General features: G+C 68.4%; 14 protein-coding genes and 2 pseudogenes. 8 read left to right on the forward strand and 8 right to left on the reverse strand.

Annotated elements, in window-relative coordinates:
- Window positions 1-63 precede the first annotated feature (63 nt).
- The 6 genes and pseudogenes from P2L57_RS40540 to P2L57_RS41080 all read left to right on the forward strand — a co-directional run.
- On the forward strand, window positions 64-738 hold the full coding sequence (locus tag P2L57_RS40540; protein ID WP_372515596.1) for an SIS domain-containing protein: 675 nt from the start codon (window positions 64-66) through the stop codon (window positions 736-738).
- The gene (locus P2L57_RS03775; RefSeq protein ID WP_275808133.1) at window positions 735-1,706 is read left to right on the forward strand and encodes an NAD-dependent epimerase/dehydratase family protein; all 972 of its coding nucleotides are present in this window, start codon (window positions 735-737) and stop codon (window positions 1,704-1,706) included. The genes P2L57_RS40540 and P2L57_RS03775 overlap by 4 nt, the downstream gene beginning before the upstream one ends.
- Entirely contained in the window at window positions 1,703-2,467 is a 765-nt protein-coding gene (locus tag P2L57_RS03780; protein ID WP_275808136.1) for a D-glycero-alpha-D-manno-heptose-1,7-bisphosphate 7-phosphatase, read from the forward strand. The genes P2L57_RS03775 and P2L57_RS03780 overlap by 4 nt, the downstream gene beginning before the upstream one ends.
- A gap of 77 nt (window positions 2,468-2,544) precedes the next feature.
- Window positions 2,545-4,128 (forward strand): FAD-dependent oxidoreductase, encoded by a 1,584-nt coding sequence (locus P2L57_RS03785; protein WP_275808139.1) that lies wholly within the window; start codon window positions 2,545-2,547, stop codon window positions 4,126-4,128.
- The gene (locus P2L57_RS03790; protein WP_275808143.1) at window positions 4,128-4,853 is read left to right on the forward strand and encodes an SDR family NAD(P)-dependent oxidoreductase; all 726 of its coding nucleotides are present in this window, start codon (window positions 4,128-4,130) and stop codon (window positions 4,851-4,853) included. The genes P2L57_RS03785 and P2L57_RS03790 overlap by 1 nt, the downstream gene beginning before the upstream one ends.
- Window positions 4,854-5,174: 321 nt before the next feature.
- A pseudogene (locus P2L57_RS41080) lies at window positions 5,175-5,240 on the forward strand (ISAzo13-like element transposase-related protein); the annotation flags it as partial.
- 3 nt (window positions 5,241-5,243) lie between these two features.
- Here P2L57_RS41080 and P2L57_RS03795 read toward each other — a convergent pair.
- Window positions 5,244-5,550 (reverse strand): annotated as a pseudogene (locus P2L57_RS03795) (PHP domain-containing protein); the annotation flags it as partial.
- A gap of 230 nt (window positions 5,551-5,780) precedes the next feature.
- Here P2L57_RS03795 and P2L57_RS03800 point away from each other — a divergent pair.
- Entirely contained in the window at window positions 5,781-6,986 is a 1,206-nt protein-coding gene (locus P2L57_RS03800; protein WP_275808147.1) for a cytochrome P450, read from the forward strand.
- Between the two features lie 56 nt (window positions 6,987-7,042).
- Window positions 7,043-8,185: a type III polyketide synthase gene (locus P2L57_RS03805; protein ID WP_275808150.1), complete on the forward strand. Its 1,143-nt coding sequence runs from the start codon at window positions 7,043-7,045 to the stop codon at window positions 8,183-8,185.
- On the opposite strand, the gene P2L57_RS03810 is transcribed toward P2L57_RS03805, so the two are convergent.
- The 7 genes from P2L57_RS03810 to P2L57_RS03840 all read right to left on the reverse strand — a co-directional run bounded on the left by P2L57_RS03810 (window position 8,153) and on the right by P2L57_RS03840 (window position 15,434).
- Window positions 8,153-9,034 carry an ABC transporter permease gene (locus tag P2L57_RS03810; RefSeq protein WP_275808152.1) on the reverse strand — a complete coding sequence of 294 codons (882 nt, stop codon included), beginning with the start codon at window positions 9,032-9,034 and terminating at the stop codon, window positions 8,153-8,155. The genes P2L57_RS03805 and P2L57_RS03810 overlap by 33 nt on opposite strands.
- Window positions 9,034-10,047: an ATP-binding cassette domain-containing protein gene (locus P2L57_RS03815; protein ID WP_275808155.1), complete on the reverse strand. Its 1,014-nt coding sequence runs from the start codon at window positions 10,045-10,047 to the stop codon at window positions 9,034-9,036. Before P2L57_RS03815 ends, P2L57_RS03810 begins: the two co-directional genes overlap by 1 nt.
- Window positions 10,048-10,169: 122 nt before the next feature.
- Window positions 10,170-11,168, reverse strand: coding sequence for a carbohydrate kinase family protein (locus tag P2L57_RS03820; RefSeq protein ID WP_275808158.1), 999 nt, complete (start codon window positions 11,166-11,168; stop codon window positions 10,170-10,172).
- A gap of 64 nt (window positions 11,169-11,232) precedes the next feature.
- Window positions 11,233-12,222: a zinc-dependent alcohol dehydrogenase family protein gene (locus tag P2L57_RS03825; RefSeq protein ID WP_275808160.1), complete on the reverse strand. Its 990-nt coding sequence runs from the start codon at window positions 12,220-12,222 to the stop codon at window positions 11,233-11,235.
- Window positions 12,219-13,049 (reverse strand): carbohydrate ABC transporter permease, encoded by an 831-nt coding sequence (locus P2L57_RS03830; protein ID WP_275808163.1) that lies wholly within the window; start codon window positions 13,047-13,049, stop codon window positions 12,219-12,221. Before P2L57_RS03830 ends, P2L57_RS03825 begins: the two co-directional genes overlap by 4 nt.
- Complete coding sequence (locus P2L57_RS03835; protein WP_372515597.1) at window positions 13,046-14,014, reverse strand: carbohydrate ABC transporter permease; 969 nt, start codon at window positions 14,012-14,014, stop codon at window positions 13,046-13,048. The genes P2L57_RS03830 and P2L57_RS03835 overlap by 4 nt, the downstream gene beginning before the upstream one ends.
- Before the next feature lie 43 nt (window positions 14,015-14,057).
- Entirely contained in the window at window positions 14,058-15,434 is a 1,377-nt protein-coding gene (locus P2L57_RS03840; RefSeq protein ID WP_275809167.1) for an ABC transporter substrate-binding protein, read from the reverse strand.
- Window positions 15,435-15,473: the final 39 nt, after the last annotated feature.

Below are 15,473 nucleotides of genomic sequence, written 5' to 3' on the forward strand. Positions count from 1 at the left end.
AACGCCCGGCCAGTTGATCGTCCCTTACCCGCGTTTGACCGTCCCGCCAAGGAGTTGACCGTGATGACGCCAGGTCGCGAGCACGTCCAGGCACTGGCCACCGTCCTGCCCGCGCTGGACACCGATCGTCTCCATGCCTGGGCGCGCATCCTGGCCGACCGGCTCCCGGCAGGCCGGCGGTTGCCGGTCGCGGGCAACGGAAGGAGCGCGGCCGAGGCCCGACACCTGACCTCCGAAATGGGCGGCCGGTTCCACAGCGAACGCCCGCCGCCGTCGGCCATCGCCCAGCACGCGGATTCCTCCTCGGGGACCGCCATCGCCAACGACCACGGCACCGAGGAGGTCTTCGCCCGCCAGGTGGGCGCCCACGGTCGCCCGGCGACGTCCTGCTGCTCTCGACCTCCGGGGCCGACCCGAAAGTTCTCAGCGACGACTCCGGTCCGCCGACTCAAGGGACCAGACCGGCCCGTGGTTGCAGACCACGAACGCGCCGCGCTAACAGAAGCACTGGACTGCGTCGACGGTGTCCTCGTCTTCGCTGAGGACACCCCCGAACGCGTCCTGGCCGAACTGCGCCCCGATATCCGGGTCAAGGGCGATGACCACGCGGGCCGGCGGATCTCCGAGGCCGGCCTGGCGGAAGGCCGTGGCGGTGAGGCCATCGTCGTTCCGTACCTGAACGGGCACTTCACGAACCCCTTCGTCATCCGACTCACCCAGCAGGCAGGCACACCATGAACCCGCGCGTGCTCGTCACAGGTGCGGCCGGCTTCATCGGCCGGCACACCACCGCGGCCTTCCACCAGGCCGGTTACCAGGTCACTGCACTCGACCTACGCTCTGCCCCCGGGCACCTCGCCGAGTCAGCGCGCTGGCAGCGCATGCCCTTCACCTCCCGGGCTCTCCTGGACGAGATTGCATCCGGCCGGTACCAGACTGTCGTCCACCAGGCCGGGATCAGCGACACCCGTGCGGTGGCAGGACCGGAACTGGACGACACCAACACCCACGGCGTATTGCGGCTGGCCGAGGCCTGCCGCACCGGGGGTGCCCGCCTGATCTACGCCTCCTCGCACTCGGTTTACGGCACCCTGCACCACCGAAAGCCGATCCCCGAGCGCGCCGACACCGACCTCACACGTTGCTCAGGTCCGCTGAACCCGTACGCGGCATCCAAGCTCGCCCTCGACCAGCAGATGCGCTCCTGGTACCGCACGGGCCTGGACTGGGTAGGTCTGCGCTATACCAACGTGTTCGGCCCTGATGAGACAGACAAAGGCCCCATGGCCTCGATCCTGTCCCAGCTCCTGCGCTCGGCCGCCGGTACCGGCGAAGTACGCTTGTTCGACGACTCTCTGACCGCGGCCCGCGACTATATCCCCGTCGAGATCGTCGCCGCCACGATCCTCCAGCTCACCCGACAGCACGTCCCTGCCGCGGTTTACAACCTCGGCGCCGGCTTCGCCGTTTCCTTCGCCGAGATCACCCAGTGGTGCGCCCGCCTGCACCGCGAGACCGCCGGTGAGGCACCGCTGCGGGTGACGTTGGTACCGAACGCAGTCGCAGCCGCCTACCAGTACTACACGTGCGCGGAGATGACCGCCCTGGACACCGTGCTACGCGGCCGACCCACAGTCTCCTTCCAGGGTGTGGAAACCCAAGCTGCCGAACTGTTCCACGCCTTCGGCACCCGTGAAGCAGCATGACCGACCCGGCGCGCACCAGCGCCCTTCGGCTGCCGGCGGTGTTCCTCGACCGCGATGGCACCCTCACCGAACCCCGGCACTACCCGTCCCGCCCCGAGGACCTGGTACTCCAGGCGGGCATCGGGCCACCGCTACTCGCCCTCCAGCACGCCGGATTCGCCCTGGTCGTGGTCACCAACCAGAGCGGCCTGGCCCGCGGCCTGGTCGACGAGGCCGCCATCGCACCGATGCACCAGCGGCTGCGGGAACTCCTGGCCCACCACCAGGTCCAGCTGGACGGGATCTACCTGTGCCCGCACCATCCAGGCGGTACCGTGCCGCGGTTCTCCATCGCCTGTTCGTGTCGCAAGCCCGCCCCTGGAATGCTCCACCAGGCCGCCGGCGACCTCGGCCGTGACCTGTCCTCCTCGTGGATGGTCGGCGACTCCGTCTGCGACATCGACGCCGGCCACCGCGCCGGAACCCGCACCGCCCTCGTCGGCCCACAGCCCCGCGCTGATGTCGCACCGACCCTGTACCGGACCACGACCGCGCAGGCACTCACCGCCATCGCGGCCTGCGAAATCCCCCTGTACGAGAGTGACGAGCTGGGGAGCAATGATCTCGGGGCGAAGTGGGCGGCCGTTCGAGAGTCGGTGCTTGGTGAAGCTCACCAAAACGATCGGCCAGGCCTTGCGCGTCCCGTTCACGCCGTGGATGCTCACCCGGGACCGGACGATCGCCGAACTTGGCCTGAAGATCGACGCGCTGACGGCGGCTGAGGAACCGCCCTCAGGGTGAGTGCGACCCGATCCGTAGACCGCATACACGGACCCGACGAACTCAATGGAGAACCATCGTGTCGACAGCTGATCTCTCCCCAGGTCTTGCCGAATGGCAGTGGCCCGCTACGGTTCCAGGCACCGATGACCCGCACTGTCGGGTAGTGATCGCCGGAGGTGGGCTCGCCGGCCTCGAAGTGGCCCGGCAACTGGCCGCTCTCGGTGTCGACGACGTCCTGGTCATCGAAGCTGGACCCGCGCAGGATCTGTTACACATCAACTCCGCGCACAAGCACGATCAAGCGCTGCGCACCTTCCTCGATCCCGCCAGCGACCCACACTTCCAGCGTTGTTGGACATCGGAATCCGCCCCGCACTACGCCGTCAACGCCGGTCTGCGCAAGCGCCTCGGTGGACGTTCACTGTACTGGTACGGCGCGTCACTGCCGGTTGAGGACTGGGCGTTGGCCGACTGGCCGGAGTCGATCGTGACGGACCTGCGCGGCTCGTGGCGGGGCGGCGGACCGCTCTACGAACAGGTCGCGGCAGACCTCCGAATAGATCCGAACCGACTCGACTCGCAGCAACCGGTTCTGAAGCTAGGAGGATTCCGTCTCGTCCGCACCCCGCAGGCCGAAACCCGGTTCGGTGACGATGGCCGCTGGTACGCCTACTCCCCGCTGGACCATTGGCGACACCCGGTAACGGGCGCCGTGCTGGACGGCCCGCGTGGCATCCGGTTCCTGTGTGGCACCGACGTCCTCTCGGTTGACATCAAGGACGGGCGAGCCTGCGGCGTCCTCGTCCGGGAAACCGGCCCGAACGGCAGGGCCCGCCGGATTTCCGCGGACTCGGTGGTCCTGGCCGCCGGGACCATCGAGAACAGCAGGCTGGCCATCCAGGCGCTGTGCGCGATCGACCCCTGCCGCCCGCCCCGGCTGGACGGGCTTACCGACCACATCGTCCAGGGCTTCTTCGTGCGGGTGCGCGACGCCGACGACGACAGGGCATCCCATGGCTTGTCGGACGCCGCATCCGGCTCGTACGTGACCGCGTGCGAGGACGTCGTCCGGTCGAACCTGTTCATCACGGTCGAACGGCCCGAACCCGGCGTCCTTCTGTTCGATGTGCGGCTCACCGGGGAGCAGATGCCCGGAACTGGTAGCCACGTTACGTGCGAGCCGACCGGCGAGTACCCGTGGCGCACAACTGTCACGGCGGATCTGGCCCCGGCCGACCGGGACGTCGTCGGACGCCAGCGCCAGGTGCTGGACAAGGTTTGGCGCCAACTGGCCGCCGAGTTCGGTCTCACCGCCACGCCCCTGGCTTTCGACGACTTCGACCACCCGGTTCGCACCAACGCGTTCGTGCTGCCGGAGTCGATCGGCGCGGAGGCGTCCGAAGGGCCCTTCACCTGGTCAAGCCTGCTGGGTACCGAGGACCATGAGGGGTGCACGTTGCCGCTGGGTGACGTACTTGACAACCGTCACGTGTTCGCCTCCATCCCTTGCCTCTACGCCTGCGGGCCAGCGACCTTTCCCCGCATGGGCGCCGCCAACCCCTCGCTCACCACCCTGGCTCTCGCGCGGCGACTAGCACACTTCCTGGCCGCCACTCATGGCGAGCAATCACACCGAGCAACATCGGAGGCAGACGCGTGATGCTCACGGACAAGCGGGTCCTGGTCACCGGAGCGTCGAAGGACATCGGCCGGGGCATCGCGCTCGACCTGGTCAGGCGCGGAGCAACCGTCGTCGGCACGTACAACACCGGCGCGGCCGACGCAGAGGAACTCCTTGTCCTCGGCGTCAAGGAGATGGTCCACCTCAATCACTTGGACCGGGAGGAATCAGCGGCCACGCTCGGCCGACTGGCCGCTACCGGCCCCTTCCACGGGCTCGTGAACAACGCCGCGGTGATTGAGTTCACTTCCTGGGAGTCCAGTTTGGACTCCTGGGACAGGGTGCTGGACGTCAACCTCCGGGGTCCACTGGCCACCACGATCGCGCTTGCCCCGACCATGCCGCCCGGCAGTTCAATCGTCAATATCTCCAGCACAGCGGGGACGATGGGCTCATTCGATTCACTCGCCTACTCGGCGAGTAAGGCCGCGCTCACCAACCTGACGAAGAGCCTCGCCAACGTGCTCGGGCCATCCGGGATCCGCGTCAACGCCGTCTCGCCCTGCTATATCGACGTCGATGCACCCGCGGAATCAGCCGGATTGACTCCGTTGAGGCGCAACGGGTTCCCAGATGACATCGCCTCGGTCGTGGCGTTCCTGCTCACCGGCGGCGCTCGCTTTGTCACAGGCACGGAAATCACCGTGGACGGTGGCTACACGGCTGCGGATGCCCTCGCGAAACGCGCGTATGACGCGGGCTGACCGATCCACCGCCGATGCAGACCGGGACAACAGAGCCACACCAGAAAGCAGGCAGATCGCGTCGCCATCACGGAGCTCCGCCACTTGCGGAATGTAGCCGGCTCGGCTGTCGGCCTGCCAGTTGGGTGTGTTGGCGGCGGCGAGCATGAACACGTTGTACGTGCATGCCTTGAAAACGACTCATAGGCACCGTTGGCCGTCCGGGACGAAGACGTCTCGGACGGGGAATGGGCGACGGCCTGCTGTTCGTTTACTCCTCGGGCCCGCCGTAGCTGCAATCACTACGGTTGCCTGTCGGGTCCGATGTCACGTCATGTGCGCACCGGCTGGGTCAATGTGGGCACCGACCATGACACCGCTGCGTTCGCCGTCGAATCGATCCGCCGCCGTCGACCAGTCCGAGTGCGCGTGGCAGTCGCCGCGCTGCGCCCGCCGCAGCGTCTCGCCCCGGCGGCCGGTGGCGTCGCCGCCTCCTCCAGCCGGGCCAGGTACACCGGGACCCGTCCACGGCCGTGGTGGTCGGCCCGAGCCCCCGTACGTCCCGCAGGGTTCCCGCGGCGGCCCGTGCCGCCACCTCGTCGTCCCCCAGGGCGCGCAGGGCCTCGGCCGCCCTCCGGAAGGCCTGCACCCGGTACGTCGGCGCCTGCTCGCGCTCCAGCAGGAACGCGATCCTCTGCAGCGCCGTCACCGGCTCCACCGCGCATCCCTCCGGCACCGGACCCCGCGCCCGCCCCCGCTCAACCGTGGCGCACGACGGGTGGCAGCGCATCATGGCGGTATGCGGCCAGACAACACCTACGAGTGGTTTGGGCGTCGGGCGCACATGAGTCTTCGGAGCCGGGGGCAAGGCGTGGTCATTCGAATGGCGGAACGCAAGCGGAACGCGTTCCTCCACAACCTTGCCGCCGCCGGACCTGGAGTCGCTCCATGGAAAAACCCGCCACCGTATGGGACTGCCCGTTCAAGCACGACACCGACCTGGAGTTCGATCCGCTGATGCGGCGATTACTGGCCGAGGAACCGGTCGCCAGGATCCGTATGCCGCACGGCGAGGGCGAGGCATGGCTGGTCACCCGGTACGAGGACGTCCGTACCGTGACCACGGACCGCCGTTTCAGCCGCGCGGCCGGTATCGGGCGCGATCTGCCCAGGATGACCCCCGAACCGATCGCTCAGGTCGAGTCGATCAACCTGATGGATCCGCCGGCCCACAGCCATCTGCGCAGGCTGGTGGCGAAGGCGTTCACCAACCGCCAGGTCGACGAGATGCGCCCGAAGACCCAGCGGATCGTGGACGCCCTGCTCGACGAGATGACGGCGCACGGCAGTCCCGCCGACCTGGTGCGCCACGTGTCGTCCCGGCTACCGCTGATGACGATCAGCGAGATGCTCGGCATACCCGAGGAGGACCGCCCGAGGCTGCGCGAATGCGCCGTCACCATGATGTCGACGTCACCGGAGGGGCGGGCGGCCGCCGCCGCGGCCAAGGCGGAGCTGCGCACCTACTTCACCCAACTGACCGGTCGGCGTCGGCGGAATCCCGCCGACGACCTGCTGAGCGCCCTCGCCGCGTCACGTGACGGCGAGGAGTTGCTCGACGACAGCGAACTGGCCGTCATGGGCATGGTGTTGATGGTCACCGGCCATGACACCAGTACCTACCAGATCAGCAACATCGTCTACACCCTGCTCACCCACCCCGATGAGCTCGGCACCCTGCGGGCCCGGCCCGACCTGCTGCCGAAGGCCATCGAGGAACTGCTGCGCTTCATCCCGTTCCGGCAGGGGGTCGGCATCGCCCGGATCGCCATGGAGGACGTGGAGGTGGGCGGCGTGACCATCCGTGCGGGGGAGCCGGTGCATGTCTCGTACCTGTCCGCCAACCGCGACGAGCGGATGTTCGACCGGCCCGACGAGTTGGACCTGGAACGGGGCGCCGCGAATCACATGACGTTCGGCCACGGCACGCACCACTGCGTCGGCGCACACCTGGCCAGGATGGAACTCCAGGTTGCCGTCGGCACCCTGCTGAACCGCTTCCCGAAGTTGCGGTTGGCAGTGCCTCGCGATGAGATTGACTGGAACAGCGGATCGATTTGGCGGTATCCGCAGGCCCTACCGGTTTCCTGGTGAAACCGGTGAGCTTACCGGATTCCTTCCCGCACCCTGCGCCCGATAGCGGAGATCTCATGGCAACCCTGTGCAGACCGGCTATCCGTGTTCCCGAGCATGTCATCACGATGGAGCAGACTCTGGAACTCGCCCGCACTCTGCATGCCGACCATCCGCAACTCGGCCTTGTGCTGCGGCTGATCGAGAACACCGGTGTGCGTACCCGCCACATCCTCCAGCCCATCGAGGAAACCCTCAGACACCCGGGATTCACCCAGCGCAACGCGCTCTATGAGTCCGGGTCGAAAAGACTCGTGCCTCCGGTCATCGAGGAGGCACTGGACTACGCGCAGTTGCGCCCCAAGGACATCGACCTGATCGTCTATGTGTCCTGCACGGGATTTCTGATGCCCTCGTTGACCGCCTGGCTGATCAACACCATGGGCTTCAGATCGGACACCCGGCAGACGCCCATCGCCCAGCTGGGCTGTGCGGCCGGCGGCGCCGCGATCAACCGGGCACACGACTTCTGTCTGGCCTATCCCGGCGCCAACGTGCTGATCGTGGCCTGCGAGTTCTGCTCGCTGTGCTACCAGCCCACCGATGTGGGCATCGGCTCGCTGCTGTCCAACGGACTGTTCGGGGACGCGGTCGCGGCGGCCGTGGTACGCGGCGAAGGGGGCACCGGCATACGGCTGGAGCGCAACGGCTCCCATCTGGTGCCGGACACGGTGGACTGGATCGCCTACGGGGTGCGCAACACCGGATTCCACTTCCTGCTGGACAAGCGGGTTCCGAAGACGATGGAAATGCTGGCCCCGGCGTTGCGTACGTTGGCGGAACAGCATGAATGGGATGTGTCCGGCCTCGACTTCTACATAATCCATGCGGGCGGCCCGCGTATTCTCGACGACCTGTGCCGCCTGTTGTCGCTGAAACCCGCCGCGTTCCGCTACAGCCGTGCCACGCTTGAGGAACGCGGCAACATCGCGAGCGCGGTGGTCTTCGACGCCATGGCCCGGTTGTTCGCGGACGGTACCCAGGTCGACTCCGCGCGCGGAGTGATCGCCGGATTCGGTCCCGGAATCACCGCCGAGATCGCGCTCGGCAGTTGGACTTCGGCGAGGACGGCACAGGACGAGCGCCTGGTCGCGGTCAACGCCTCGCTTTCTTCCGACACGTCGCTGTCAGGAGAGCACGCGACGGCGGAAGTTCCGTAGGCCCAGGCCGAGAAAGAGCGCGCAGAATCCGGTGAGTACCGGATACACCACGTAGAGATGCATATGTGATGCCTCGGTGAACCCGGCGCGCATTCCCTCGGTGATGTAGATCAACGGGTTGACGAGCACCAGGACTTGGAGCCAGTGGAAACCACCGACATGGACCAGGGACAGCTTGGTCCACTGGTAGTACGTGCCGCCCAGGAACACCAGTGGCAGCACCACGAAACCGAACATGACACCGATGTTCCGCGGCTCGAACGTGGTGCCGAGGAGCAGCCCCAATGAGGTCATGGTGATGCACGCCAGGGGGATCAGGGTGACCACGATCCACCAGTGGACGGTCAGATGCGCGTGCACCCCAGGCGCGTGGACGACGGCCGCGATGGGCAGCACGATGACCGCGGAGATCAGGCCCTGGGTGGCGCCGGACAGTACCCGGGCGACCGCCACCAGCCACAGTGGGCACGGGGCCTGCACCCGGTCCTCGATCTCCCGGGTGAAGCCGAACTCCTGGGACATCTGGATGGCCACCGACTGGATGCCCTGGAACATGATGGCGATCGACACCACCCCCGGCACCAGAACCGTGGCGAACGCCGATTCGCCCGCCGTACCGCCGCCGGAGCCGATGCCCTGGCCGATGGTGGGGAAGACATAGAGGAACACGAACACCAGCAGGAACGGCTGCATCAGCGTACGGCCCACGAACTCGCCGAAGTTCTTGCGCAGTACGGTCAGATCCCGCCGGATCAGCGCGGCCAACGCCGAGCGGCTGGCGGCCGCCGCGGACCTGGTCGGCCGTACGGTGATACGAGTGGGCGCCGAGGGGGCGGTGGGTGCGGTCATCAGTCCCTCAGCTCCTTTCCGGTGAGGCTGATGAACACCGTCTCCAGGGTGCTTTCGGCGATGGAGAGGTCGACCAGGTTGAAGCCGCCGGACTCGGCGCTCGCCACCACCCGGGGCAGCACCCTGTCGTTCCCCTTCACCTGGAGTTCGACCCCGCCGTCGACCAGACGGGTGCGCACGACCCCGTCGATGTCCCGGTGCAGCCGCGCCGCGAGATCGTCCGCGTCGCCGCTGGTGGCCACCGTGACGACGGTGTCGGCGCCGATGCTCCGCTTGAGCGCGTCGGGTGTGTCCAGCGCGAGGATCCTGCCGTGGTCGATGATCGCCACCCGGTCGCAGAGGCGGTCGGCCTCCTCCATGTTGTGTGTGGTGAGCAGGATCGTCTGGCCGTCGGCGATCAACCGGTCCAGGACATCCCACAGCGCCAGTCGGCCCTGCGGATCGAGTCCCGCCGTCGGCTCGTCGAGGAACAGCACGGCCGGGCGGTGGAATATCGCCCGCGCCACCATCAGCCGCTGGGCCATCCCCCCGGACAGCGTGTACACCGAGGACGCCGCCCATTTGGACAGCTGGAACTGATCAAGGAGTTCGTCCGCCATTCGCCGGGACTGCCGAGCGGGAACGCCGAACAGCAGACCGTGGAAGTAGAGGTTCTCCCACACCGTCAGCGCCCGGTCCAGGGTGTTCTGCTGGCTCACCACGGCGATGACCTGCTTGGCCAGGGTGGGTTGGTCGATGACGTCGATGTCGCCGATGTACGCGGAGCCCGCGGTGGGGATGACACGGGTGGTCAGCATCCCGACCGTGGTGGTCTTGCCCGCGCCGTTCGGCCCGAGCAGCCCGAAGATCTCCCCCTGGTACACCCGCAGGTCCAACCGGTCCACGGCGGCGAAATCCGTCTTCGGATAGACCTTGGTCAGCCCCGACGTACGGATGACCGGCTCCCGGCCGTCCGCCGCTCGCGGGCAGCGCCGCGCCGCCGCGCTGTCCGTTTCGGTCTCCGGCGTCCCCATGGCTCACCTCGTCGCATCCGGCCCCGGGGCACCATCCATCGTCCGCCAGCAGTCCGGCCGGTACAACTCGCCGGACGCCGGGCGGGCGGGAGCCCGCGGCGACCGTCAGCGCGTCGAGCCCGTCACCCGACCGGCGGAACGGCCGTCTGCCGATCGGTGAGCTCCGCCAGCGTCGGCGGGTCGGCGCCCGGGCGGCCGCAGGTGAGCGCCGCCGCCAGGCTGGCCCGGGCGAGGGCGGCCGCCACGGCGGCGTCCAGCGCCTGCGCGCCGGTCGCCGCGCGCAGCCTGGTACGGGGTGACGGCTCGGCCCCGGCCGGGAGGCTGCCGAGCATCCCGGCCGACAGCAGCCCGCTGATCAGGCCCGCCATGAACGCGTCGCCCGCGCCCACGGTGTCGACGACCCGCACCTTCGGCACCGGCACCTCGCACCGGCCCACCCGCCAGAAGGCACCCGTACTGTCGGCCCCCCGCGTCAGTACGACCAGGGACGGTCCGGACGACGCCCAGCGGGCTGCCACCTCCTCGGGCTTCCGCTCGGGGTAGAGCCAGGCGAGGTCCTCCTCGCTGGCCTTCACCACGTCGCTGGACGCCACGAACGCCTCCACCCGGGGCCGCTCCTCGGCGGCGTCGCCGAGCAGGCTGGGCCGCAGGTTCGGGTCGTACGAGATGGTGGTGGCATCGCGCGCGGCCCGCACCGCCGCCTCGACATGCCGGGCGCCGGGCTCGAGCGCGGTGGCGATCGACCCGGTGTGCAGGTGGCCCGGGGCGCCGTCCCGCACCAGGGCGAGGGTGCTCGGCGGAATGTCCCAGTGCAGATCGAAGGTGTACGTGGCCGATCCGTGCTCGTCGAGCACCGCGGTCGCGGTGGGCGAGGCACCGGGCACCACGGAACCGTGCGTCAACTCCACACCGCTGTCCAGCAGATGCCGCCGCAGCGCCGCCCCGTTGCCGTCCTGACCCACCCTGGTCGCCAGGCGCACCGGGTGGCCGAGGCGGGCCAGTCCGAGCGCCACGTTCGCCGGACTGCCACCGGGGCGGGCGCTACGGGACCCGTCAGGTCCGCACAGGATGTCCGTGAGCGCCTCCCCGATGACGAGTACGGGTGGTGCGGACGAGGTCATGGCGTGCTCCTTGGCGTCGGGGGGAGCTGCGGCGGCGGGCGCAGAGGACGGAGCTTAGGGGAGCTCACGGGAGGACCTGGATCTTGCGGCCCTTGCCGGCCCGGAAGCGGTCCAGCGCGGTCGGGTACTCGTCCAGTGGCAGCCGGTCGCTGATGAACACCTCCGGGTCCAGCACACCCGCGCTGAACAACTCGGCGGCGCGCTCGTAACTGTGCAGTACCGCCATGGAGCCGGTGATGGTGATCTCCTGGTTGTAGATCCGGTACGGCTCGATGGTGGCGCGGGCCGCGTAGTCCGAGACACCGAACTGCAGGAACGTACCGCCCTTGCCGACCCGGCCGAGCGCGTCCTGGATCGCCTTCTCGTTGCCGGTGGCGTCGATGACGACGTCCCAGCCGCGCGGCCGGTCGATCTCGTCAGCCGAGGTGACCGCGGAACTGCAGCCCAACTGCCCGGCCGTCGCCAGCCGTTCGCGGTTGACGTCGACCATGTCCACCGAGGCGGCACCGGTCAGCTTGGCGAGCTGCAGCATCATCAGGCCCATGGTGCCGGATCCGTAGATCAGCACATGGGCCGCCAACTGGCCGCGCAGCACGTCGTATCCGCGGACGGCGCAGGACAGCGGCTCGATCAGCGCGGCGTCCTCGGTGCGGACATGGTCCGGGAGCTTGACGCAGTTGGCGGCGGGCGCCACCGCGTACTCCGCCGCGCCGCCCGCGGTGCTCACCCCGATCGCCGCCCAGCGCTCGCACAGGTTGTTGCGGCCGCGACGGCAGTAGTAGCACTCATGGCAGTACAGCGAGGGATCCACCGCGACCCGGTCGCCCTCGCGCAGCTCGTCGACGTCCGCACCGAGCGCCACCACCCGGCCGGCGAACTCATGACCCGGTACCACCGGCAGGGTGGGTGCGAACTCGCCCTGCAGGATGTGCAGATCGGTACCGCACAGCCCGCACGCCGCGACCTCGACGACCACCTCGCGGGGGCCGGGGGTGGGGTCCGGAACCTGTCCGACCTCCACGGAACCGACGCCGGTGATGATGGCTGCCTTCATTTGACTGCTCCTAGTGACAGGCCCTGGACGAGCTTGTCCTGAGCGGCGAACCCGGCGATCAGCACGGGCAGTGAGATACAGGTCGCGGCAGCGCACACCTTCGCCAGGAACAGGCCCTGGCTGGTGACGAAACTGGTGAGGAACACCGGTGCGGTACCCGCCACCACCCCGGTCAGCACCCGTGCGAACAACAGCTCGTTCCAGCTGAAGATGAAGGAGATCAGCGCTGTCGCGGCGATCCCGGGCATCGCGACCGGCGCCACGATCCGCACCAGCGTGGTCGGCAGCCGCGCGCCGTCGATGGCGGCCGCCTCCAGGATCTCCACCGGGACCTCGGCGAGGAACGAGCGCATCATCCACACCGCGATCGGCAGGTTCATCGAGGTGTAGAGGATGACCAGCAGCCAGATGTTGTCCAGCATGGCGAGGTGCTCGGCGATCAGATAGACCGGCAGCAGTCCGGCGACGACCGGCAGCATCTTGGTGGACAGGAAGAAGAAGAGCACGTCCGACCACTTGCGCACCGGTTTGATGGACAGCGCGTACGCCGCCGGTACGGCGAGGACCAGGACGAGCAGGGTGGACATCACGCTGGCCGTAAGGGAGTTCAGCAGCGGTGGCCAGGGACTGACCCCGGTGCCCGCGCCGAAGAACTCCCGGTAGCCCTGGAGCGTCAGGGCGGCGCCGGGGCTGGGCGGATTGGTCGCCGCGTCCTGCTCACTGTGCAGCGAGGTCAGCACCATCCACAGCACGGGCAGGACGAACAGGACGCCCGCGATCCAGGCCACCAGTGACCAGACGGCGCCACGTCGTGCCGTTGAACTCATCGTGATGCCTCCTGGCTGAGCAGGGACGAGACGGTACGCAGCGCGAAGGTCGCCACGATGATCGAACCGATGACCACGACGACCCCCTCCGCGGACGCCTGCCCGTAGTCATGGGCCTGGTAGAAGGTCTGGTAGATGCTGTACGGCAGGTTGGCGGTGCCCAGGCCGCCGGAGGTGATGGTGAAGACCGCGTCGAAGTTCTGCACCACGTACACCGAGCCGAGCAGCGCCGCGAGTTCGAGATAGCGCCGCAGATGGGGAAGGGTCAGATAGCGGAAGATCTGCCAACTCCCCGCGCCGTCCACGGTGGCCGCCTCGACCGCGTCCAACTGCCTGCTCTGCAGTCCGGCGAGCAGGATGAGCATCATGAACGGGGTCCACTGCCACACCAGCGAGATCTCCACCGCCATCAGCGGTGTGTGCGAGATCCAGTCCGGCTGCGGTGCGTGATGGCTGCCGAACAGGCTCCACAACCAGCTCAGCACCCCGTTGATGACACCGTACGAGGCGTTGTAGAGGGCATGCTTCCACAGCAGTGCGGAGGCCACGGGGACGATGAGGAACGGCGTGATCAGCAGGGTGCGCACGATGCCCCGGCCGCGGAAGCGCCGGTCGAGCAGGAGGGCGAGGCCCAATCCGAGTACCAGGCTCACCACCACGACCGTGGCGGTCAACGCGATGGTGGTCAGCACCGATGAACGCAGCATCGGATCCGAGATCACCGTCTGGTAGTTGGTGAGTCCGGTGAAGCGGCGGTTCTGCGGCGCCAGCGCGTTCCACTGCATGAAGGAGATCACCAGCGTTGCCACGAACGGCAGTTGGGTGACGATGACCATGAACACCAGCGCCGGGAGCAGCGGGGCGCGGCGCGCCCAGGCCTTGGCCCGTGACCCGGCCTGCCGCGCGGCCCCGGCGCGGCCCAGTGGCGCGGTGGGGGTGAGGGGATAGGTTGCGTTCGTACTCATGCCTGTTCTCCGCTCCGTACGGGGCGCCGAGGCGTGGCGGCTTTCACTTGGCATAGGTCGCGGCGACTCTCGCGGCCAGTGTCTGGCTGTCCTTGAGGGCCTGCTGGACGCTTGTCTGTCCGGCGATGGCGGAACTGAGGTTCTGCGAGACCCTGGTGCCCAACGCGGAGAACTCCGGTATGCCGACGAACTGGATTCCGGGGGCCGGTCGCGGCTGTACGCCGGGGTGGTCGGGGTCGGCACCGGCGATCGCGGTCCTGGTGGGGTTGGCGAACGCGGCGGACGCACGCAGATACGCCGGATTGGCGTACGTCGACGCCCGCTTCCCCGCGGGGACCCGGGACCAGCCGAGTTCCTTGCCGACGAGTTGTTCGTACTGGCTGCTGGTGGCCCAGGAGATGAACTTCCAGGCGTCGTCCTGGTGCTTGCTGGCCTTCTGCAGCGCGAGCGCCCAGGTGTACAGCCAGCCGGAGTTGCGCGTCTGGTCCACCGGCGCGGGCGCGTACCCGATCTTCCCGGCCACCGGAGACCCGGCGCCGTCCAGCGAACCGGCCGCCGCGGTGGAGTCGTACCACATGGCGACCTTGCCCTGCTGCAGATCGTTGAGGCATTCGGTGTATCCGGCCTGTGCGGCACCCGCCTCGCCGTGGGCGCGGATCAGGCCCACGTAGAAGTTCGCGGCGCGGGTGAACGCGGGGCTGGTCAGCTGCGCCTTCCAGCCCTTGTCGAACCAGGTGCCGCCGAAGGTGTTCACCACGGTGGTGAACGGGGCGGCCATCTGGCCCCAACCGGGCTGGCCGCGCAGGCAGATGCCCCGCATGCCCGGTGCGGCGCCGTCCAACTTGGCCGCGGTGTCGGCGACCTGGCTCCAAGTGGGCCGCGCGGGAATGGCGAGTCCCTTGGCGGCGAGCAGGTCCTTGCGGTACATCAGGAACGACGACTCGCCGTAGAACGGCTCGGCGTAGATCTGGCCGTCGGCGGCCGTCAACGAGTGCCGCATCGGGGGCAGCACGTCCTGCTGGTCGTACGACGGATCCTGCGCGGCGCGGCTGCCCAGCGGTGACAGCCAGCCGTTCCTGGCGTAGAACGGCACCTCGTAGTTGCTGATGCTGGCGATGTCGTATTCGGCCGCCTGGCTGGAGAAGTCCTGACTGATCTTGTCGCGGACATCGTCCTCGGGCAGCAGGGTGAAGTTCACCTTGATGCCGGTCTGCCGGGTGAAGTGCTCCGCGGTCAGCTTCTGCAGATCCACCATCTGCGGATTGTTGACCATCAGGACGTTGATGGTGTGGCGGTGCGAACCGCCGCCGAGGGCGTCGCCGCCCGCTCCGGCGCAGCCGCTGAGCAGCAGCGCGGCGCAGGCTCCCAGGGCGCCGAGGCGGCGCCTGAGGGAACGCCTGGTGGGTGGTGTTTTGGGCATGGGGGTGCCGGTGAGGGCGGTCATATGGGTGCCTTCGGG

Origin of the sequence: Streptantibioticus ferralitis (genome assembly GCF_029223525.1) — a bacterium.
Taxonomy (GTDB): Bacteria; Actinomycetota; Actinomycetes; order Streptomycetales; family Streptomycetaceae; genus Streptantibioticus_A; species Streptantibioticus_A ferralitis.

Coding starts and splice junctions, on each gene's coding strand:
- P2L57_RS40540 (WP_372515596.1), top strand. CDS start 64: ATGACGCCAGGTCGCGAGCACGTCCAGGCACTGGCCACCGTCCTGCCC.
- P2L57_RS03775 (WP_275808133.1), top strand. CDS start 735: ATGAACCCGCGCGTGCTCGTCACAGGTGCGGCCGGCTTCATCGGCCGG.
- P2L57_RS03780 (WP_275808136.1), top strand. CDS start 1,703: ATGACCGACCCGGCGCGCACCAGCGCCCTTCGGCTGCCGGCGGTGTTC.
- P2L57_RS03790 (WP_275808143.1), top strand. CDS start 4,128: ATGCTCACGGACAAGCGGGTCCTGGTCACCGGAGCGTCGAAGGACATC.
- P2L57_RS03800 (WP_275808147.1), top strand. CDS start 5,781: ATGGAAAAACCCGCCACCGTATGGGACTGCCCGTTCAAGCACGACACC.
- P2L57_RS03805 (WP_275808150.1), top strand. CDS start 7,043: ATGGCAACCCTGTGCAGACCGGCTATCCGTGTTCCCGAGCATGTCATC.
- P2L57_RS03810 (WP_275808152.1), bottom strand. CDS start 9,034: ATGACCGCACCCACCGCCCCCTCGGCGCCCACTCGTATCACCGTACGG.
- P2L57_RS03815 (WP_275808155.1), bottom strand. CDS start 10,047: ATGGGGACGCCGGAGACCGAAACGGACAGCGCGGCGGCGCGGCGCTGC.
- P2L57_RS03820 (WP_275808158.1), bottom strand. CDS start 11,168: ATGACCTCGTCCGCACCACCCGTACTCGTCATCGGGGAGGCGCTCACG.
- P2L57_RS03825 (WP_275808160.1), bottom strand. CDS start 12,222: ATGAAGGCAGCCATCATCACCGGCGTCGGTTCCGTGGAGGTCGGACAG.
- P2L57_RS03830 (WP_275808163.1), bottom strand. CDS start 13,049: ATGAGTTCAACGGCACGACGTGGCGCCGTCTGGTCACTGGTGGCCTGG.
- P2L57_RS03835 (WP_372515597.1), bottom strand. CDS start 14,014: ATGAGTACGAACGCAACCTATCCCCTCACCCCCACCGCGCCACTGGGC.
- P2L57_RS03840 (WP_275809167.1), bottom strand. CDS start 15,434: ATGCCCAAAACACCACCCACCAGGCGTTCCCTCAGGCGCCGCCTCGGC.